Origin of the sequence: Vibrio sp., from assembly GCF_047973365.1 — a bacterium.
GTDB lineage: Bacteria > Pseudomonadota > Gammaproteobacteria > Enterobacterales > Vibrionaceae > Vibrio.
In genome coordinates, this window is sequence record NZ_JBKEBW010000134.1 from 1 (window position 1) to 20,963 (window position 20,963).

The window sequence follows — 20,963 nt, forward strand, 5'->3', positions numbered from 1 at the left end:
AACGCTTCCAGCTTAGCTTCCGCACTAAGAGAATGGCCATCAATTAAAAATGAATTTGAACCATGCATAGTGAAAACATGAGTCCAATAACGAACATGTTTTGTTGGGACAGAATATTTTTCAGCGAGCTCTCGAGGAGTGGAGCCATCAAGATACTTTTTAGCTACTTTGAACTTTAACTCGCGACTGTATTTGGACATAAATAAAAGACCCCCAATAATTGGTTGTCCAACTATTGGGGGTCACTTCAGAGCATGGGAACGAGAGATTTTCTTAACTGATTGGCATTGCTGCGTAAGGAGCTTTTTTAATGAAAGCCAAGTTTTTCTTTTAGCTCTTTTAAGTAGCGACGACTGACGGGCACTTTGTATTCTGAACGGGTAATGATTTCCGCTAATCCATTTTCAAGCAGCTTAATCTCTTTGATCGCTTTGAGATTAATTAAATACTGGCGATGGCAGCGTAGCAACTGGGTTTTTTCTTCCAGTATTTTCAGCGTCAGTTGACTGGTGGCTCTTTGCGTATTGGTTTGAACATGGACGCCACCAATATCCGTAAACGCGTACTCAACGTCGGCGGTGGGAATGATCACTATGCGGTTCAAACCGATACAGGGTACGTGATCCAATGTGGTTGGCGCTAGAGTTGAGTAGTCTTGCTTTTGAATGGTGCTACGTTGCAGACGCTGAATAGTTTTGTTCAGACGTGCAATTTCAATCGGCTTCAATAAGTAATCAAACGCATTGTCTTCAAACGCCTGTAAAGCATATTGGTCATAAGCAGTGACGAACACAACCTTAGGCATGGTTTCAGGATCAAGCATGCTCAGCATTTCTATGCCTGTGATTTGCGGCATCTGAATATCAAGAAAGACAACGTCAGGTTTCAGTTGGTTTATTTTCTTAAGACCCTCAATGGCGTTATTTGCTTGCCCAACGACATTGATTTCGCCACTCTCTTCAAGTAATTCTGTGAGTTCTTCGCGGGCGAAAAGTTCGTCGTCAATGACCAGTGCTGAAAGCATTCTAGACCCTTACTTATTTTTTTTATTAGGAATTTTCTAAATTAGGAATGAGGAAGCTCATTCGTGTGTATTGACCTGGTTCAACTTCGATTTTCAGTGCCGAGTCATCGCCAAATTTATTGGTCAGTCGTTTAGCAACAATTTGCATTCCCAACCCGTCATGATCTTCTCTGGGGGGCTGATAGCTGCCTGCGTTGTCTTCAACAATCACTCGATAACCGTTGTCTGTCTGTTCGCTGTATATGCGAACTTTGCCATCTTCCAGTAGGTTGGAGGTGCCGTGTTTGATCGCATTCTCTACCAGAGGTTGCAAGGTAAATGTCGGCACATTACGTTCTAATAAGGAGCTATCAATATCGATCTCAACATCGAGTCGGTCACTAAAACGGGCTTTTTCTATGGTCAGGTAAGAGTTGACATGCGCGATTTCGTCGCGAAGCGTCACAGTTTCAATATTCTGTTTCAAGTTACTGCGGAAAAATTGCGACAAATTCTGAATTAATTCACGAGCCTTGGTTGGGTCTCTGCGAACTACCGCACTAATGGTATTCAGTGCATTAAATAGGAAGTGTGGGTTGATTTGTGCTTGTAACAGCTTAATTTCTGCTCTTGAAAGCAGAATTTGTTTTAGTTGATATTCACCATAAAGAATCTGGCTTGAAAGTAATTGAGCGATACCTTGTGCCATAGACATATTAATGGTCGAGAACAGTTTACGCTTCGGCTCATACAACTTTATGGTGCCAATGACCCGGTCACCTGCTCGCAGGGGAATAATAAGAGCTGAACCCAGCTTACAGGTTGGCGATAACGAGCATTGATAAGGTTGTTCTTTACCGTCGAGGTAGATGATGGCATTACCTGAAATCGCATCGAGTGTGCTTTGAGATGATATCGGAGTATTCGGTTTGTGGTGATCATCGCCGATACCGACGAAAGCGAGAATCTTTTCTCTATCGGTAATCGATACCGCACCTACGTTGGTCAGTTCGTAGACGATTCTGGCAATCTTATCGGCATTTTTAGGGTTAAAGCCCTGAGCAAGAATACCGACCGAGCGCTCTGCGATGTTTAATGCTCTGCGTGAGAAGGTGGCTGAATACTCTTCGAATATGGTTTTTCTGTCTTGCAGGATACTCATGAACAGTGCCGCACCCACAGAGTTAGCAATGATCATCGGTGCCGCAATGGTTGAAACAAGCGCATAAGCTTCGTCGAACGGCTTGGCGACGACCAGAATGAGCAGCATCTGGATGATTTCAGCAAACATCGTTACGGCAAAAACAATGCTCGGGCTGAAAACCAAGCGACCTTTACTGTTTCGAAGTAAATAGGTGTGCAGCAGACCACCAATAAGACCTTCCGCCGTTGTTGAAATCGCACAGGCAAGGTCGGTAAATCCACCTAAGGTATAGCGATGAATACCACCGGTTAAGCCGACCATAAAGCCCACAACTGGTCCACCGAACAGACCACCCATCACGGCTCCGATAGCTCGAGTATTGGCTATGGCGTCATCAATCTGCAGGCCAAAGTAGGTTCCCATAATACAAAACAGAGAAAACAGAGTGTAAACACTTAACTTATGATCAATGCGGCTGGAAATATTAAGCAGTGGCAGAAAGAGTGGCGTTTTACTTAACATGTAAGCTAAAACTAAGTAGACACACATCTGTTGTAGTAGAGAAAGGATCAAATCCATAGTTTAGCCAGCAAAGCGAAGGTTCGTAATTAGGGCTATTTTATGAAAGTTATCAGCAATAAAACACGTTTTAATCTCATTCAGTGACTAAAAGCATTAATTTGTATTTATGTAAATTTAAATTTACATTGTGTGTTTTTTATAATTTACACTTGAAATCTTTTTTGAGCCTGTTAACTTGTGTTTTATTCGATTTGTACTTAGCTATATAAATTTAGTGTAAAAATTTTAATACAGGTGGTGAGATGAAAAAAAGTGAACTCAGTGATATTAATATAATTGATGAACAAATATTGATCACACCAGACGGGCTAAAAGCAAAATTACCGCTAAGTGATGATAGCCGTCGCTTCATTCGTCAATCTCGTCAGACTATCGCAGATATTATTCATAAACGCGATCACCGTTTGTTAGTGGTATGTGGTCCTTGTTCTATTCATGATATAGAAGCGGCGAAAGAGTATGCGAAGCGTCTTAAAGCCTTGTCTGAAGAGTTGCAAGATCAGCTTTACATCGTTATGCGGGTTTACTTTGAAAAACCACGTACCACGGTAGGTTGGAAAGGCTTGATTAACGACCCCCATCTTGATGGTAGTTTCGATATTGAGCACGGTTTGCATGTTGGTCGTGGATTGCTGGTGGATCTGGCTGCGATGAATATTCCGTTAGCCACAGAAGCGCTTGATCCGATTAGCCCTCAATATTTGGCAGACACCTTTAGCTGGGCTGCGATTGGTGCTCGTACTACGGAGTCTCAAACCCATCGTGAAATGGCAAGTGGTCTTTCAATGCCTATCGGTTTTAAAAATGGCACTGATGGTAGTCTTTCAACGGCAATCAATGCTATGCAGGCTGCATCATCAAGCCACCGTTTTATGGGGATTAATCGTGAAGGTAACGTGGCATTACTCACCACAAAAGGCAATGAGAATGGTCACGTGATCCTACGTGGTGGTAAACAAACGAACTATGATTCAGTGTCTGTGGCTGAGTGCGAACAAGATTTGGCAAAAGTAGGTCTGGATGCGGCATTGATGATCGACTGTAGTCACGCAAACTCACGTAAAGATTACCGTCGCCAGCCTTTGGTCGCGGAAGATGCCATTCACCAAATTCGTGAAGGTAACCGCTCAATCATTGGTTTGATGATCGAAAGCCATATTAATGAAGGCAATCAGTCTTCAGATTTGCCCATTAGTGAGATGAAGTACGGCGTTTCAATCACTGACGCATGTATTAATTGGGATGCAACTGAGGCACTATTACGTAAAGCTCACAGAGAACTGACTCCGTTTTTAGAAAACCGCCTGAAAGGATAAAAAGGATTAACCATGGCAGTTGAATTGAATGAATTGCGTGATCAAATAGACGCTGTTGATAAGCAGATGGTTGAGCTACTTGCACGTCGCTTAGCATTGGTGGAAAAAGTAGGCGAGGTGAAAAGCCAGCACGGGCTGCCTATTTATGCGCCAGATCGTGAAGCGGCAATGCTGGCTTCGCGTCGCGTAGAAGCCGAAAAACAAGGTGTACCGCCGCAATTAATTGAAGATATTCTTCGTCGTACCATGCGTGAATCTTATGCCAGTGAAAAAGACTCTGGTTTTAAGTGTTTGAATCCGGAATTACGTTCAGTGGTTATTATTGGTGGTAATGGCCAGCTAGGTGGCTTGTTTGGGCGCATGTTCAAACTGTCTGGTTACCAGGTGAACGTGCTTGGCAGTCAGGATTGGCACAAAGCAGACGAGCTATTGAAAGATGCGGGTCTTGTTGTGGTTACCGTTCCCATTCACAAAACCCTTGCGGTGATTGAAAAACTGAATAATCTGCCTGAAGATTGCGTTTTGTGTGATTTAACCTCGATCAAATCTAAGCCTCTAAAAGCGATGATGGCTGTACACAAAGGCCCTGTTGTTGGTTTGCATCCGATGTTTGGTCCAGATGTACCGAGCCTGGCGAAACAGGTTATCGTGCATTGTGATGGACGCGGTAAAGAACAATATGAATGGTTATTGAAGCAGTTTTCTATTTGGGGTGCGAGTCTGTGCAATATCGATGCGCAAGAGCACGATCATGGCATGACTCTGATTCAGGCACTGCGTCACTTTACTTCATTTGCTTACGGTTATCATCTATCGAAAGTGAAGCCAAATCTTGCTCAACTGCTGAAATTGAGTTCGCCAATTTATCGTCTTGAACTGGCAATGGTTGGACGTTTGTTTGGGCAGGATCCTAATCTGTACGGCGATATTATTCTATCGTCTGACGAGAATATTGAGATGATCCAGCGTTTCCAACGCAGTTTCGGTGAAGCGGTCAGCTTGATTGAAAGCCGAGATAAAGCTGGTTTTGTGGCAAACTTTGAGCAGGTAAGTCAGTGGTTTGGTGATTATTCTCAACAATTTATGACCGAGAGCCAGAATCTGCTAAAACAAGCAAACGACTCAATTCACCGTCCCCATTCTAATTAAAGTGAACAACGAAAAGAACCGAAAAAGCGCTGGCTGTTAGTCAGCGCAGTCGGCTAAATCCACTAAGTGTTCCAGTTCACGATGCAGCAGTTCATCGTTGCCGACATTCAGTTCCACTAAGCGGCGCAGATGCCCAACGCTTTCAATATCAATATGGTCGATTTTCAGATGCAGAATACGTTCGTTTTGCATAATCAATGTGGCAGAGAGAGTAATGGTGATATCGCTACCGGGGAGTGTAAAAGCGACATCCACGATGCTGTTAGTATCGAGTTGTGGTTCATCCTCTGCCCACAGCAATAATCCTTTCAATGATAAATCTTGAATACAGGTAGTTAGCTGATAATTGCCTTGGGTCAGCGTGGCAACTGCTTGATAGATGATGCGCGAAAAACGTCGACGTTCAATCATAAATGTATCTCTCGTTAAGCCTATCTCAAAGCATAGCAAAGGATAAGCGATTGAACAGAAATCGGATTCACGAATGTGGTTTATTCCAGTGAAGAGAAAGTACCAAAGAATTTGAATAAATTTTCTAACTCTTCAAAGTTATCTTTGTATTTTGTCTCTCGTTGGATCAGCGCGAGTAACAATTCAACGAATAAAAAAACAATCGTGCGACTGTAGAAGATGGAATCAACATCACTAGGAAGTATATGTTGGGTTGTACTGTATACTGTATAAGGGTTTGAGCTAGTATTTGTCACGACTGTAACGTGAGCATTCTTGCTATTAAAATATTTAGTGACGTCTAGCACTATCGAGCTGAAACGATAATAAGAGAATGCGAGTAAAATATCATGCTCTGTAATGCCCAATAGAGCTTTAGGTAGTTCTGCTCTATCGAGCGGAAGCAGATACACGTCTGAGCGGGTATATTTTAGTAAGGTTGAAAAATGAATGGCCAGTGATTGTGATGATGCCGGGCCGATAACATAAATCCGCCGACTTTTGTCAGCAATGAGCTTGACTAGCTTGTCTATTTCATCAATGTTTAGTGTTGCTGAAAATTGATCGACTAATTGACATATGTTGGTAATAAAACGCAGTGATTCGGTTTTAGTATCGGTGTTTTTGTTTATGATCCTGTTTGCTTCAACAGGTTTAATCATATTATGGGCCATTAAATCGCGTCTTAGTGCTGTTTTAAACTCAGCATAGCCTGTATAGCCCAGTTTATTAAGATAACGCCCGATAGTAGCTTTACTGATACGGACTTTCTGAGCAAGATCCGTAATGCCGTAATAAGAGAGTTCCTCAAAATGCTCCACGATAAAAGCATGCAACATGGCTTCCGATTCTGTCAGTGGGTGAAATTGCTCGGCAATTTGTTGATAGGTCGTTAGATCAAGTTGCTCTTTCATACAATTTCTCGTTGGTCATTACCCTTACAGACTATCAGGATAACATAGAGTTTTGAGTCAACGGGAACTTGTCTGCTGGAAAGGTGATCTTGATAAGAAGGTTTTCTTCCTTAGTAAACTAAAGAAGAAAACCTTGAGTTTAATGTGTGGGCTTCATACTCGGATTAATGCTTGCTTTGGTAGTTTTGTACGGTTTCCCAAGCCACGGTTTGCAGTTTTTTTGCTGTTTCGGGTGGCATATCGCTATCGACTGGTGTCGCACCGCCAACCGGTGATTGATTATATAGAACGGCAAAGAAGACTGAGGCCGCCAGATATGTCCCTGCCAATGAAGGGTGTTTGCCATCGCTGTGGTACAAATCGATGTCCGGATAGCGTTTCATACTCTGTTCAAAAGCCAGGCCGACAGGAGCTACATAACCGCCGGTCTGTTGCGCAGCTTCCTGATAAGCTTCAGCCAGTGGTTGCGTTTGCTCAGGATTTGCTTTTCTTGCCCAAGTCATAAAGTAAATGACCTTCGAGTTGGCATCATGAGCAATTTTTGCCATTGTTTTTGCTGATTGTTGAAAATACGTTTTGGTTTTTTCGTCTTTGATCGGCTCCATGGAGTTGCCCTGGAATACCACTGCATCCCAGTGTTTTAAGCCGCTTTGAAAACGCAGATTAGGTTCATGCCAACCTAGTTCTCCGCTAGAGATAGTAATGCCGCGGTAGCTGTAACCTTTAGCATTATTGGGTAATAGTGAACGCGTTAAATCGCGCAAACGGGTGTTCAGGTTATTATTGTAGTGAGTATAGGAATTACCATAGATGGCAATGGTTTTGTTTTCTCCGTCCATCTTAGCATAGGGGGTAGCCGCGACTAGGGTATCGGCATGTGCAGTAAATCCCCACATAGCAAGTACCGTATTCAATAGCAAAACATTGGTGGTGATTTTCATGATACTCTCCTTTAGAAATCGTAACGAAGACCGAAAGTAACGGCATCATCTTCACTATCTTTATTACCTGTGGTTAACTCGCGGTCATAAGTGAGTGAGAGATAGGTTTTGCTAGCCAGTTGCCATTGACCTTCGACACGCCAATCTTCTTTTTCGTAGGTATCTTCGTCATCTTGATCGAGGAAGCTATAACCACCGAGGAAGGTAAAATCCCCCCACTTGTAGGCAATCAGTGAGTCGATACCAAAGTATTTATCTTCGCTGCCACCATCCATGTCGATTTTGACATAGTCGGCAACAATGGAGAAAGTGAAGTTATTCCAGTTGGTTTCAACCCCTGCCATCAGTTGGTCATGCTGTTTCGATGTCACAGTGCTTTCTGAGTCGCGCTTATACTGGCTATAGGCGAGTGCCGGAGAAATTTTGAAACCGTCACCTTTATAGTTCATCCGGTAACTGAGTAATACGCCATTATCTAAAACGTCATTTTCATTATTGCCTAGCACATAACCGGCGCGAATTTCGTGCATATCAAAATTGTTGCTATATAACAGGGTGGCATCCTGACGGTTATAGGAAAAAGAGGTATCTATTTTTGATAAGCCATAGTTGTAAATGCCCGGAGTAAAGTTTTTATACTTATCCGTCATTTTCATTACTTGATACATAGGACTTTGTGTACGACCAAAAACTAAGCTACCGAATTTATCATGCTCCAAGCCTAAATAATTATAACGTGCTTGTAGGTCCTCTCCTTCATCAAACCGAGTATCATTTCCTTCGGTTCGAACTTGCCATTCGGATTTACCTATCACGCGGCTATCTTCGATAGCCGATAAATTGCGGCTAAGATTAATTCCCACACGAGCGCTCATGCGTCCAGACCATTCACCGTCTTCTGAGATACTCTCATCGCCAGTGGTTATCTGACTTTCAAAACGACCATAAATATCCATTTTATTGGTGCCATCATCATAGAGAGCCTGTGCATTGCCCACTGAAGCGATGCATAAGGTAGGAAGCAGGGCTATAAGTTGTTTATTTGTCATCATTATACTTATTCCATGTTTGTTATTGGAGTCTGCATAATAATAAGCGTGTTATTTAAAAAATAAGGGAATCGTCGGTTCTCAATTTAAAAGTTGATTCAGTTCTAAATTTTATTTAATTTATCGTTTTGTTTATTAAGTAAACAATGTTTATTTTTGTTCTATACGTTTTATAAATGGATTTTGGTGATGTTTATATGATTTCCGAATGGGTTGGTATTACTAATCTTGTGTGAAATGTGAAGTGGTCGATAATTTTTTATAGTTTGATTTTGTCTGGGTTGGAATTATGGGAAATAAAATTTCCTATCAGATGTTGTGGCATTTTTTTTAATCTTTATCAAATGGATATTAAGTTTTTTTGTGAGAATGTTATTTTCCCACTAGATCTGTGTACGCTGATTTATTTTATAAAAACATGAAGTGAGTAATATAAAATTGCTGCTACGGTTAAGGTGATTTCATTTTATTTTGATCTTGAACTATGTTTCATTCGCAAGCGTTAAAAATGTTTTAAATTCATCACGTTTTTTATGGGGAATGATAAATTCCCCTATTCTTTATAGGTTGAAAGCAGAGAATAGAACTGTTTTTATGCTTGATTATGATGTACTGAAATTTATCGGATTGGACCAACAAATTACATTGATGAGTAAGGGCGATATGATGATCAATTCTGAATTTAAGAATAAGCCTATTTTTGCACTGGATCTGCAAAGCTATCTTGCGGATCTAGAATATTTGGTAAACATTGATAGTGGTAGCTATGATCGTGAAGGTGTGCAAGCTGTTTCGGCTTTTTTTATTGAGCAATTTTCTCAGTTAGGTTGGCGTGCCAATCTGGTTGAAGTGGATGATAAACTAGCGCCGTGTGTTGAGATCTTTAGCCCGAGTTGTGGTAAAGAGATCGACAACTTGCTTCTGGGACATCTTGATACGGTTTTTCCTAAAGGCACAGTGGCGCAACGTCCTTTTCATATTGAAGCACAACGGGCTTATGGTCCTGGAGTTGCAGATATGAAATCGGGTGCTCTTTATTGCTTATATCTTGCTCGTGCCTACTATGCGGCAGGGATTACTCCTCCTGCTATTTGCGTTGCTCTAAATAGTCATGAGGAGATAGGTTCACGCCAAGCTCGTCCATGGCTTGAAGATCTGGCCCGTCGCGCTCGCCGCACGTTGGTGATTGAACCGGGGCGCGCTAATGGTGACATGGTGATTGCCCGCAGAGGCTCGTGCCGATATACCTTATTATTTACTGGGAAAGCAGCGCATTCTGGTGTTGACCCACAAAACGGTGCGAGCGCGGTCAACGAAGCGGCTCATTGGACGATTGAGTTGCATAAACTGACCGATTATGCCCAGGAATTCAATTTAAACGTTGGAATACTGGAAGGCGGAGTGTCTGTCAATGCGGTCGCTGATTCGGCTCGGATTGAGCTAGATGTGCGTTTCTCTGCGATGGAGCAAGCTGATATCGTGCAGAAACGGCTAGATGAAATGCAAGCAGCCCCTTTTACTGTCGGTGTCTCTGTGGAGGTGATTGGTGGTGTTACTCGTCCACCGATGAGCCCTTCAGAAGAGAGTCTTGAACTTGCTCGATTTGTGGATCAAGTAGCGGAAGAGCTGGGTGTTAAAATAGGATGGCAACACACAGGTGGCGGTTCAGATGGTAACTTTACGGCTGCTCTCGGCATTCCAACTCTTGATGGTATGGGTCCTATTGGTGGGCGGGCTCATAGTCGTGAAGAATACCTTGAAATTAATAGTATTGAGAGCCGCTTTACTTTGCTTGCTGCTGTGATTGATCAGCTTTAGCTTACTCTCCTTGCCGTTATTACTCATTGCTACTTTCTCGTAGGAATGTTGACGATGGCTCAATTTCTGTCGCTGAAAATTAAATTCCCTTACTGCTGTAAGGGAATTTCATCTCTTCTTTATTGTTTTATATTTCCATTAATTGAAAATTCGCTTGTATTTATTATCGTTTAAATTATCCATAAAGGTATTGAATGTAAATGCTGATTTAATTCGATTCTTGTATGATAACTTAATTATTAAACATTATACTGAATTTAATTATGGGAATAGGGGGTTCCCATTTGCTCTGCTTGTCATATATGCGTGAATCTTTATCTTAATAAAAATGTGAACTAGCTAATTCTTTCTTAAAATATTGAGTTCGGTTTATTGTGAGTTTTACTCTTTTAGAGCGATTTTTTAGCTTTTAGATGAAGCATTTAATAGATATTTTAAATCAGTCACACTTTTTCTAGAGAATAATCAGTTCCCATGTTTTTTCAATAACGAGTAAAACAACATAGTAGTGACTTAATACTATTAAAGAAGGTGAAACATATGATTGCTTTACTCGCTTTACCTATTGTTTTTGGGGCCGGTTTTTTAATCATAAAAAAATATAATACCCAGGCGATATTGTTTGCTGCGGGCTTACTTATGATGTTGATCGGTGTACTTGTTGGTGGTCCGGAATTTTTACCTAAAGGGGTGAAAACTTCCGGCGCTACAGTGGTTGATTTTTTCCTAGTGATTAAATCGTTAACCTCGTCGACAGTGGCTAAACTTGGCTTGATCATTATGGCTGTGGGTGGTTTTTCCAAATATATGAACCATATTGGTGCTGCGAATGCGCTAGTGAAAGTGACGACCAAACCTCTCTCTGCGATTAATAACCCTTATCTTATCTTGGCGTTAACCTATGTTTTAGGTCAGTTCTTAAACGTGTTTATTCCTAGTGCCGTAGGTTTGGCCATGTTGTTACTGGTTGCGCTATACCCTGCGTTAGTCGGGATTGGCTGTACTCCAGCTTCGGTTGCGGCTGTGTTGGCCACTACCGCGTGTTTGGATTTAGGTCCGGCTTCGGGCGCATCAAACAAAGCGGCTGAAATTATAGGTGTTGATGCGGCGTCTTATTTTGTTCAACACCAACTCTTTGTCAGTGTGTGTATTGTGGTGGTGATTGCCGTACTGCATTTTGTTTGTCAACGGTGGTTTGACAAACGTGACGAGGTCAATGGTGTTACTTACGAGCTCAACGCCAAAGAAGATACATCGAGAGAAGCTCCGCTTTGGTTCGCCTTATTGCCAATACTTCCTCTGGTACTCTTGCTAACCTTTAGTAAATTTGCCATCACTTCGATAAAAATTGATGTCGTTACCGCCATGTTTATTAGTTTGGTGGTCGCTATGTTGTGTGATTATATCTACTCGAAAAATGGTAAAGCTGTCGCCGCTTCCTTAAAAGTCTATTTACAAGGCATGGGTGATGTTTTTGCTGGGGTGGTTTCACTGATTATTGCGGCGCAAACTTTTGTGGTTGGTTTGGGGGCGATTGGCTTTATTGATGGCATGATAGGCACGGCGACTCACTTTGGTTTTGGTTATACCATGATGGTAATCATGATGGTGGCAATCATTGGTTTTACGGCATTGTTATCCGGCTCAGGTAACGCTGCTTTCTTCAGTTTCTCTAACTTAGCTCCTGACGTTGCATCACATGCCGGGGTTTCGATTGCCTCAGTAGCGCTACCTATGCAACTTTCCGCCGGTATCTTCCGTTCGTTTTCTCCAGTATCCGGCGTGGTGATTGCTTGTGCCGGGGTGGCAGGTGTTCCTCCTACCGAGTTGGTAAAACGTACCGCTATTCCAATGATTGGTGGTTTAGTGACGTTGCTAGCTGTAACCTTTATTGGCGCTTAGGAGAAAATAACATGCATGGCTCAAATATTTCTGTCTTTGACTCGACGCTATACTCACCGCTATTTACTCAAGCTGATATGAAGCAAGTATGGTCGGATGAAAATTTAATCCAGACTTGGTTAACCTTAGAAGTCTCTATGGCGAAAGTGCAAGCAGAATTGGGGTTAATTCCCCAACAAGCGGTAGCATCGATTGAGCAAGTTTGCGATCTGAAAAATGTTGATTGGCTTCGTTTGTCTCAGGATACGCAGGTCGTGGGAATGGCAATCAAACCATTAGTCGATCAGCTTAGTGATATGGGCGATGAATACGTAAAAAAATATTTGCATTGGGGTGGTACAACCCAAGATTTACTCGATACCAGTCTGGCCATGCGTGTTAAACAATCATTGAATATCATACGTCAGCAGCTACTGGCTCTGGGGGAGCAACTCAAGTTGATGGCGCTAGCGCATAGGAACACCGTTATGGTGGCCCGTACCAACTCTATGGATGCGTTGCCAACGACTTGGGGGCTGTATGTTAGCAGCTATTTGCAGGAAGTGACCCGTCATCTTATTCGTTTAGATCAACTCTATGCTCGCGCAACCACAGGGATGTATGGTGGGGCGATTGGTAACTTTTCATCGATCGGCGAGCAGGGACTTGAAGTCCGTAAAGGTCTGTTTGTTGAGTTAGGGCTTAACGAACCGAAAGGATTCGGTAACGCCAGTTGTGATCATATTGTGGAACTGGTGCAATTTTTTGCTTTGATCCATGGCACCTTATGCCGGATTGCTAATGATACTGAAATGATGGGGCGTGTTTCCATCGGTGAGGTTCGCGAAGGTGAAGGTGGTGGTGGTTCAAGCACTATGCCGCATAAAGCCAACCCTAGGGCGGCGAATATGATCAAAACTCTTTCTCGCATGGGGTGGATGTACGCTAGTGGTGCTCCAAGCTTAATGGATCAGATGGACGTGCGATCCGCTTCGATGCGAGTATTGAGTTGGAGTCTCATTCCCGAGGCGTCATTAGCTGTGGCTACTTCTTTAGAAAGAGCAGAACGCCTGATTGCGCATCTGATCGTCAATGAAGAGCGAATGTTGGCCAATTTTGCGGATTCACGCAATTTTATTATGTCAGAAGCCGTGATGATGAAAGCGGCCGAAAAAGTGGGGCGGGGTGATGGTTATCAGCAACTCAAAAAAGCCATCGCCAATGCACCTGATTCCGGCGATTTAGCCACTGTGTTGAAACAAAATAAAGAGGTTTCAGCCATCTTGACGGCAGAAGAGATCGATGCGGCTTGCGATCCCAAAAATTATTTAGGTTGCAATGATGCATTGTTGGATGAGGCGGTAGAACTCTTCAGTTGTAAGGTGCTCTCTGATGAATAAAAAAATGTTTATCCGTCAGGCAGGAAATACGTTATTAAACACGCCATTGTTGAATAAGGGGAGTGCTTTTTCTGTTGAAGAACGCAGAAACTTTAACCTTGCAGGCTTATTGCCAGCCAATATCGAGAGTATCGATGAACATAGAATTTAAAACCTGACGGTTGTATCGATTATCGACGACTTGATCAACGCGTTTGGAACGTTAATACAATTTCAGAGAGCATAACATGAGAACATTTAAAATTGCTGTTATTCCTGGTGATGGTATCGGTAAAGAGGTGATACCGGAAGGTATCAAAGTGATCCAGGCGTTAACGGAGCAGCGAACAGATATCCAATTTGAATTTGATTATTTTGACTGGTCGTGTGAAACCTATCTGCAAACTGGAAAAATGATGCCCGATGATGGCATAGAAATTCTCTCCAAATATGATTCTATTTACCTTGGTGCGGTCGGTTTTCCTAATGTGCCTGATCACATTTCTCTGTGGGGGCTTTTGCTGCCTATCCGGCGTTCATTTGAGCAATATGTTAATTTACGACCGATTCGTTTGTTTGAAGGAATTCCTTGCCCTTTAGCCAATAAAAAACCGGGCGATATTGATTTCTATGTGGTCAGAGAGAATGTTGAGGGAGAGTATTCATCAATTGGCGGTATCCAATATGCGGGCTCTGCGGATGAAATGGTCGTTCAGGAAAGTATTTTTACCCGTAAAGGTACTGATCGTATTTTGAAATATGCTTTTGAGCTGGCCTCGAAACGGGAAACGAAACGCGTAACGTCGGCCACAAAATCAAATGGTCTATATCATTCAATGCCGTATTGGGATAGTCGTTTTTTGGCGATGGGTAAGCAGTATCCTAATATAAAAACAGAACAGTTTCATATTGATATTCTTACGGCGAATTTTGTACGTATGCCGGAACATTTTGATGTAGTGGTAGGCTCCAATTTATTTGGTGACATCTTGTCCGATTTAGGTCCGGCTTGTACCGGAACCATTGCGATTGCCCCTTCGGCGAATATCAATCCGGAAAGAACATTTCCATCGATGTTTGAACCTGTGCATGGCTCAGCTCCCGATATCTACGGCAAGAATATTGCCAATCCTATAGGTACTATTTGGGCTGGTGCCATGATGCTCGCCCATTTAGGTTTGCATGACGAGCATGATGTGATTCTTCGTGCGATAGAAAATGTTATCCGTATGGCGCAGCAACTCACTCCTGATATGGGCGGAAAAGCATCAACGCAGGATTTAGGGAGTGAAATTATCAAACAAGTGCGCCAGTTGAGCTGTTAATTTTTTCACCATGCGATAAGTAAAAAGACCGCCATAAAAGCGGTCTTAAATCTTTGGATATTACTTCGAAATACGTTTGTATTTGATACGGTGTGGCTCTGCTGCTTGTGCGCCAAGCGTTTGCTTCAACCAATCCATGTATTCGGTGTAGTTACCTTCGTAGAAGTTCACTTGACCTTCATCACGATAATCCAGAATGTGCGTAGCAATGCGGTCCAGGAACCAACGGTCGTGTGAGATAACCATTGCACAACCGGGGAATTCTAGCAGTGCTTCTTCAAGCGCACGTAGCGTTTCAACGTCTAGGTCGTTGGTTGGTTCGTCGAGTAACAGTACGTTACCACCCGCTTTTAGCAGTTTTGCCAAGTGAACACGGTTACGCTCACCACCAGACAACTCGCCAATCACTTTTTGTTGATCTACGCCTTTGAAGTTAAAGCGAGAACAGTAAGCACGCGCTGGGATTTCGAAGTTGTTGATCTTAATGATATCCGCGCCTTCTGAAATCTCTTGGAACACAGTGTTCTTGTCGTTCATGCTGTCACGGAATTGATCAACAGACGCCAATTTCACGGTTGTACCTAATTCAATTTCACCTGAATCTGGCTTTTCAACACCGCTTAACATCTTAAATAGGGTCGATTTACCCGCACCATTGGCACCGATAATGCCGACGATGGCACCTTTAGGCATGCTGAAAGATAGGTTATCGATCAGTACACGATCATCAAAAGACTTCGTCAGGTTACGAACTTCAAGAACTTTATCCCCTAAACGCTCACCTGGCGGGATGAACAGTTCGTTCGTTTCGTTACGCTTCTGATGTTCGCCACTTTGTAGCTCTTCAAAGCGTGCCATACGAGCTTTCGATTTCGCCTGACGACCTTTAGGATTCTTACGTACCCATTCCAGTTCTTTCTCGATGGTTTTCTGACGGGCACTCTCCTGAGAAGACTCTTGTTTTAGACGCTCATCTTTTTGTTCTAGCCAAGAGGTGTAGTTACCTTGCCATGGAATACCTTCACCACGGTCAAGTTCCAGAATCCAGCCCGCTGCATTATCGAGGAAGTAGCGGTCATGCGTGATAGCCACAACAGTACCAGAGTAATCAACCAGGAAGCGTTCTAGCCAAGCGACGGATTCCGCATCCAAGTGGTTGGTTGGTTCATCAAGCAGCAGCATGTCTGGCTTTTCAAGCAGCAGACGACAAATAGCAACACGACGACGCTCACCACCAGAAAGCACCGAAATTTTTGCATTCCAATCTGGTAGACGAAGTGCGTTTGCTGCACGCTCCAGAGCGTTCTCTAGGTTGTGACCATCTTTAGCTTGGATTAGCGCTTCCAACTCACCTTGCTCTTTGGCAAGAGCATCGAAATCGGCATCTTCTTCCGCGTAAGCAGCATAAACCTGGTCTAGACGAGTTAAAGCACCGGCGACATCCGCAACCGCTTCTTCAACCACTTCACGCACTGTTTTAGATTCATCAAGAACCGGCTCCTGAGGTAGGTAGCCTACTTTAAGACCTGGTTGTGGGCGAGCTTCACCATCGATGTCTTTATCAATACCGGCCATGATACGTAGTAGGGTAGATTTACCCGCACCGTTTAGACCTAAAACACCAATTTTGGCTCCTGGGAAAAAACTTAGAGAGATGTCTTTTAGAATTTGACGCTTAGGCGGGACGATTTTGCTCACCCGCGACATGGTATATACGTATTCAGCCATTGCCGATTGTTCCTAATCTATCTTTCAGAATAAAGTCGCTATTCTATACCAAAGTTATGGCTTTTGTTACTAGGACGATTGTTACTAGGGGCTTTTGCCCTTTGTTATTCGATATGAAAGGGAATAAGACCGTCATAATTCGCTGTGTGAATGTATATATTAGCTAATTATTATTTATGGCACATTATTAACATCAACTTTACATCCGCCCCTTTACATTTGTCACTAGAATTAGCGTAATGGATTAGTAAATAGTACTCAGTAAAGGACTAGAGTTCATGACGCCCATGCATTCTTCAAAGCCGTCTCGTATTTTGTTATCAATGATTGTTTCTAGCTCATTGTTTAGCGGCACAGCGTTTTCAGACTCTATCGATCTTAATGCCCAGCGTGATCTTTATGATCAAGCTCAGCAGTGGTTAGATGACAAGAATGTCTCTCAGTTTGAAAAGGTGAGAGCCAAACTTGCAAGCTACCCGCTGACGCCGTATTTGGATTATCGGGCATTTCTTATCGATATTGGTAACAAACCTCCTATTACCGTCAAAGTCTTTATTGATGGGCATAAAGAGTTTCCCTTTTCCGGTCGTATCAGCGCCCCATACCTTGATACTTTAGCTAAGCAAAAAAAGTGGAATATGCTATTACAATTTCAGACCTCGGAGCCCAATGGCGAAACCTATCAGTGCCATTATTACAATGCCTATTTGCAAGTGGGTAAGCGCGAAAAAGCATTTAATGGCGCCAATAAACTTTGGATGAGTGGCGCAAGTATTGCGGAGGCATGTGACCCGCTGTTCAACGCCTGGGAAAAATCCGGTGGTCTTACTGATGAACTGATATTTAAGCGTATGTTGTTAGCGTTTGATGGTCGATGCTTGATGTGTTTTTCCATTAATGAATACAGCCGTTTGCTCTGTGCTTTTGTTTAAAATTCTTCCCATCTCACACCTCACTCATTGGTTTCTAATTCTGCAAACGCAGTGCGCAAGCCTTTCTCGGTAATCTGTCCGCCTTTGGCATACATGGCCGCCAGCTTCAGAGTTTTGCTTAACAGACGTAAACCACCTGGGCGCTCGCTGATTTGGAACATCAGGCTGGTTTCGGTTTCTCCCAGAACGTTCCATGCTTGTGCAATGGCGCGAACGTCGGCTTGTTTGGTTTTGTGGATGCCACGCTTCTTGGCAATGCGAGAGAACAAACGAGCAAAGTCTTCATTGCGGCGGCCACCTGTGAGCTGCGTATACACTTTGTTGTTACCCACTAGCACCATGTCAACGCCAGTTTCTTCTTGCAGAATGCGCAGCTCTTCTAGGGTTGGATAATCGAGGTGATCGGCTTCATCAATGATGATTAAACCCTCTGTACCTTTTAGGCGTTGGCGAACCACTCGCGCTAACGGGCCTTTACGGCGTGGAGCTTGGTCCATGCCGAGTTCCATCGCGATTTCATACAAGCATTCGGTCAGGCTTGAACGGCTTGGCGAGGCGGTAACCATCCACACGTTGTTGTTTTGCTTTTGGTAATGGCGCAGGGTTTCTGATTTGCCGACACCTGACGCGCCGTAGATCACGACAATCGATTCCGTCACTTGCGCGTAGGTTAAATCGTTAGTGATTTGTTGGGCTGTGCTGGTCATGACAAAGCCGGGGTTTTGGCTTGGGGTCGCTTTGCGTGAATCACGTAGTCGTAACCACTTCTCAAGCTTCTCGATAATTTTGCTTGGATCGGCTTGATATTTGTTATTGATGATTTGGCTTAGTGTGGCTGGCGAGACGCTGATCTCTTTTGCAATTTGAGAAGAGATCACGCTTTTCGATTCCACTAGAGCACGAACTCGCATAAGCACATCGGTTTCGGTGGCTTTCGGTTGACCTAAAGTGATCACGTTTTCCATTTGTTTAGTCATAAATTGCTCCGTTTATTAGCGATTTAAAGCTGATTTAAAGGCGGTTTTTGTTCTTCTGTTCCACAAGGTACGAAAGGTTTTGCGCATAATTGGCTTCGTAGTCTTCATCCAGATCTTCATCCACATGGACTTGTGCGGCGGTGTTGCCAATGGACACAGGTCGGAATGGCTCAACCACTTTGGTTTCTGGGATGAAGTCTTCTTCAAGCGGCTTCATCATGGCGGCCACTTCCAGCGCATCCATATCGGTTTGCGCTTGTGCAGCAACCTTGTTGGCTTTGGTGAATTGAGTGCGTTTGCGTTTGTGTTCGCGAGCGGCTTGGGTGTCGCCGAATCCGACTTTCTCTAAACATTCCGCAGTACAAATGCGCACGCCTTGTAGGGTGTAGATTTCTACGCTGTCATGCAGTTTGAGTGGGTCAAAACGTGCCACCAGTTTTTGCCCGACGTAATCAAACAGGGCTTCATGGTGGTAACGATTTTTACGGCCTTTCAAGCTACCGCCTGCATCAAGGGTGATGGTGGCGTGTTTCTTGTTAACGGTAACGGCTTCAGCTTGCAGCATCATGAGTTGCAGCTGCTCTTGAGTCGCTTTACGAATCGGTGCTTCTGCATAGCTGGCATTAAACGCATCGTTAAAGCTCATCATGCCTTGGCAAATTTCAGTGCGACGGTTTTGCTTGTTGTTGTACATTTCAACGCCAGCGGCTAAGGCTTTTAGAAACTCTTCTGCATCGATGGCTTTGCTGCCGTAGTTATCAGGTTTCGCCATTGGGTTCGGGCCTGTATAGGCACCTGCGCACAGTGGGTGTTTGTCGATCATTTCATCTAAGCCACCGACACCAAACGCACGTTCGATAGGTTTTGCCTGACCGTGACCTTTACCAAGGATCACGCTCGACCAATGCAGCTTCATGCCAAGCATAGGAATGATGCCAAGTGGGTCATCTTCTTTGACTTTGAAGCGGTAACGGTTAGGAACGCCGCCTGTCATCCATTTGTTCGCCGCTGCTCGGGTGTTATCTATGGTGATTTCTTTTGGTACGCCATAGCGCTCGCATACATCCATTAATGACAAACGAATGCTGTCGGTGTTTTCGCTGATGTCACAACGCCAGCCCACGATTTTGCGTGAGTAAACGTCTTGCCAAAACCACGTTTTAGGACGAAGAATTTCACCGTTAAACCATTTCACAAACACGTTGTGCTGGTAGCCATCGCCATTTATCCATTCAAGGGCGTGTAACCCTTCAACGGTACGTTCCTGGCTTGGGTATAAATCCATAAGCGCATGTTCGCCTTTGCGCAGCATCACTCGTTGTTGATGTGGTACTTCATGACGAATGCGGCGGTCTAGGCTTTTTAAGCTCGGTACTTTCCAACCGTGTTGTGGCGCAGCTTCTATTAGACGCTCATAACAAGCGGCCATGGTGGGTTGTTCTAGGCGTAAGTAATCGGCTTTGAAAAAATCCCACGCAGCAGGTGTGATATAAGCAAAGCGTTTCGATTTGATTTCTGTCGCGACTTCTTTGTTGCGATCAAGCAAAGCAGGTGCCCAGTCTTCCGGTGCGAAGTCTTTCACTTTGGCACAGGCGCGGCGTAGGCTCATTTTGCTGATCCCGTATTCATTCGCCACGGTTTCATAAGCGGCCATTTTGCCAATGCCAGAACGGACGAGTTCGCTCACGGTCTGCACGGCTTTTAGTACACCTTGCGCTTTTTCTTGCGCACGCGTGCCAGCTTTGTTCCACCGCGCCCATAATGCTTCACGGCAGTAAGAAGTGGTTTTTGGTTTTGGCAAATCAAAAACCTGATCGCCAACTTTGATTTTGCCTTCACGCTTGTAAAGCGCAGCTTGTGTGGCAAGCGGTAAAATAGAAATGTGGTATTCGAACGCTTTAGTGCCTTGGCGCTTGCGTTTAAATTCAGGATTTAGATCTCGCTGACTAAATAGGTTATTCAGTCTGGCTAAACAATTTCTCTCTAGCTTTGGCATGCCCGTCACGTCAGCTATTTCTTTGGCTGTGAAGTACATTAAGCTACTTCTTTCGTCTCAACGTCAGGGTAACGGCTCGGCCAAATATCCTCTGGAGCCATATTTAGTGCGTCAGCAATTAAGCGTTCACCTTTCGGCCAAGGAGCGCGTAAAGCATTGTTTAATGTTCCGCGATGATACCCGTGGTGCATAGATAATTTGGCAACACTCCAGCCTTTCATTTTTAAATGAGCGACAATCAACGCTTGTGGCATATCGGTTTTTGTTTCCATTCTTAGCCCCCAATCTGCTAGTATCTCTTTATTACTACATGCACCAAGTAACTAAACTTAGTTCGTGAAATCAATTCTTGATCTAAATATGGTTCTTGTTAACAGCT

At 43.6% G+C, this 20,963-nt stretch carries 17 protein-coding genes and 2 pseudogenes; 8 read left to right on the forward strand and 11 right to left on the reverse strand.

Features of this window, described 5'->3' with window-relative positions; all coding sequences use genetic code 11:
- From ACK5MF_RS16645 to ACK5MF_RS16655, 3 genes and pseudogenes are all read right to left on the reverse strand, one after another.
- A pseudogene (locus tag ACK5MF_RS16645) lies at positions 1–200 on the reverse strand (helix-turn-helix domain-containing protein); the annotation flags it as partial.
- A gap of 107 nt (positions 201–307) precedes the next feature.
- Positions 308–1,024 (reverse strand): two-component system response regulator BtsR, encoded by a 717-nt coding sequence (btsR, locus tag ACK5MF_RS16650; protein WP_416923687.1) that lies wholly within the window; start codon positions 1,022–1,024, stop codon positions 308–310.
- Between the two features lie 25 nt (positions 1,025–1,049).
- Positions 1,050–2,726 (reverse strand): LytS/YhcK type 5TM receptor domain-containing protein, encoded by a 1,677-nt coding sequence (locus ACK5MF_RS16655; RefSeq protein WP_416923688.1) that lies wholly within the window; start codon positions 2,724–2,726, stop codon positions 1,050–1,052.
- A gap of 245 nt (positions 2,727–2,971) precedes the next feature.
- Between ACK5MF_RS16655 and ACK5MF_RS16660 the strand changes: the two genes are divergently transcribed.
- On the forward strand, positions 2,972–4,045 hold the full coding sequence (locus ACK5MF_RS16660; protein WP_416923689.1) for a 3-deoxy-7-phosphoheptulonate synthase: 1,074 nt from the start codon (positions 2,972–2,974) through the stop codon (positions 4,043–4,045).
- Positions 4,046–4,057: 12 nt separating this feature from the next.
- Entirely contained in the window at positions 4,058–5,194 is a 1,137-nt protein-coding gene (tyrA, locus tag ACK5MF_RS16665) for a bifunctional chorismate mutase/prephenate dehydrogenase (RefSeq protein ID WP_416923690.1), read from the forward strand.
- A gap of 36 nt (positions 5,195–5,230) precedes the next feature.
- On the opposite strand, the gene ACK5MF_RS16670 is transcribed toward tyrA, so the two are convergent.
- The 4 genes from ACK5MF_RS16670 to ACK5MF_RS16685 all read right to left on the reverse strand — a co-directional run bounded on the left by ACK5MF_RS16670 (position 5,231) and on the right by ACK5MF_RS16685 (position 8,551).
- Entirely contained in the window at positions 5,231–5,605 is a 375-nt protein-coding gene (locus tag ACK5MF_RS16670; protein ID WP_416923691.1) for a PilZ domain-containing protein, read from the reverse strand.
- 80 nt (positions 5,606–5,685) lie between these two features.
- Positions 5,686–6,558: a MurR/RpiR family transcriptional regulator gene (locus ACK5MF_RS16675; RefSeq protein WP_416923692.1), complete on the reverse strand. Its 873-nt coding sequence runs from the start codon at positions 6,556–6,558 to the stop codon at positions 5,686–5,688.
- A 164-nt stretch (positions 6,559–6,722) separates the two neighbouring features.
- Positions 6,723–7,499: a DUF4886 domain-containing protein gene (locus ACK5MF_RS16680; protein WP_416923693.1), complete on the reverse strand. Its 777-nt coding sequence runs from the start codon at positions 7,497–7,499 to the stop codon at positions 6,723–6,725.
- Positions 7,500–7,510: 11 nt separating this feature from the next.
- Positions 7,511–8,551, reverse strand: a complete 1,041-nt coding sequence (locus tag ACK5MF_RS16685; RefSeq protein WP_416923694.1) for a porin — start codon at positions 8,549–8,551, stop codon at positions 7,511–7,513.
- Positions 8,552–9,142: 591 nt separating this feature from the next.
- Here ACK5MF_RS16685 and ACK5MF_RS16690 point away from each other — a divergent pair.
- From ACK5MF_RS16690 to ACK5MF_RS16710, 5 genes are all read left to right on the forward strand, one after another.
- Complete coding sequence (locus tag ACK5MF_RS16690) at positions 9,143–10,366, forward strand: M20 family metallopeptidase (protein WP_416923695.1); 1,224 nt, start codon at positions 9,143–9,145, stop codon at positions 10,364–10,366.
- A 540-nt stretch (positions 10,367–10,906) separates the two neighbouring features.
- Positions 10,907–12,268: a C4-dicarboxylate transporter DcuC gene (gene dcuC, locus ACK5MF_RS16695; RefSeq protein WP_416923696.1), complete on the forward strand. Its 1,362-nt coding sequence runs from the start codon at positions 10,907–10,909 to the stop codon at positions 12,266–12,268.
- Between the two features lie 11 nt (positions 12,269–12,279).
- Positions 12,280–13,647 (forward strand): class-II fumarase/aspartase family protein, encoded by a 1,368-nt coding sequence (locus ACK5MF_RS16700; protein ID WP_416923697.1) that lies wholly within the window; start codon positions 12,280–12,282, stop codon positions 13,645–13,647.
- On the forward strand, positions 13,640–13,798 hold the full coding sequence (locus tag ACK5MF_RS16705; RefSeq protein WP_416923716.1) for a hypothetical protein: 159 nt from the start codon (positions 13,640–13,642) through the stop codon (positions 13,796–13,798). The genes ACK5MF_RS16700 and ACK5MF_RS16705 overlap by 8 nt, the downstream gene beginning before the upstream one ends.
- 76 nt (positions 13,799–13,874) lie before the next feature.
- On the forward strand, positions 13,875–14,951 hold the full coding sequence (locus ACK5MF_RS16710) for a tartrate dehydrogenase (RefSeq protein WP_416923698.1): 1,077 nt from the start codon (positions 13,875–13,877) through the stop codon (positions 14,949–14,951).
- 60 nt (positions 14,952–15,011) lie between these two features.
- Here ACK5MF_RS16710 and ettA read toward each other — a convergent pair whose 3' ends face one another.
- Complete coding sequence (gene ettA, locus ACK5MF_RS16715; RefSeq protein ID WP_416923699.1) at positions 15,012–16,679, reverse strand: energy-dependent translational throttle protein EttA; 1,668 nt, start codon at positions 16,677–16,679, stop codon at positions 15,012–15,014.
- A gap of 278 nt (positions 16,680–16,957) precedes the next feature.
- On the opposite strand from ettA, the pseudogene ACK5MF_RS16720 reads away from it, so the two are divergent.
- Positions 16,958–17,554, forward strand: a pseudogene (locus ACK5MF_RS16720) (lytic murein transglycosylase); the annotation flags it as partial.
- A 77-nt stretch (positions 17,555–17,631) separates the two neighbouring features.
- On the opposite strand, the gene ACK5MF_RS16725 reads toward ACK5MF_RS16720, so the two are convergent.
- From ACK5MF_RS16725 to ACK5MF_RS16735, 3 genes are read right to left on the reverse strand one after another with little or no spacing between them, the layout of a single operon-like run.
- Positions 17,632–18,576, reverse strand: a complete 945-nt coding sequence (locus tag ACK5MF_RS16725) for an AAA family ATPase (protein ID WP_416923715.1) — start codon at positions 18,574–18,576, stop codon at positions 17,632–17,634.
- A 46-nt stretch (positions 18,577–18,622) separates the two neighbouring features.
- Entirely contained in the window at positions 18,623–20,623 is a 2,001-nt protein-coding gene (locus ACK5MF_RS16730; RefSeq protein WP_416923700.1) for a transposase domain-containing protein, read from the reverse strand.
- Complete coding sequence (locus tag ACK5MF_RS16735; RefSeq protein ID WP_416923701.1) at positions 20,623–20,856, reverse strand: helix-turn-helix domain-containing protein; 234 nt, start codon at positions 20,854–20,856, stop codon at positions 20,623–20,625. Before ACK5MF_RS16735 ends, ACK5MF_RS16730 begins: the two co-directional genes overlap by 1 nt.
- Positions 20,857–20,963 lie beyond the last annotated feature (107 nt).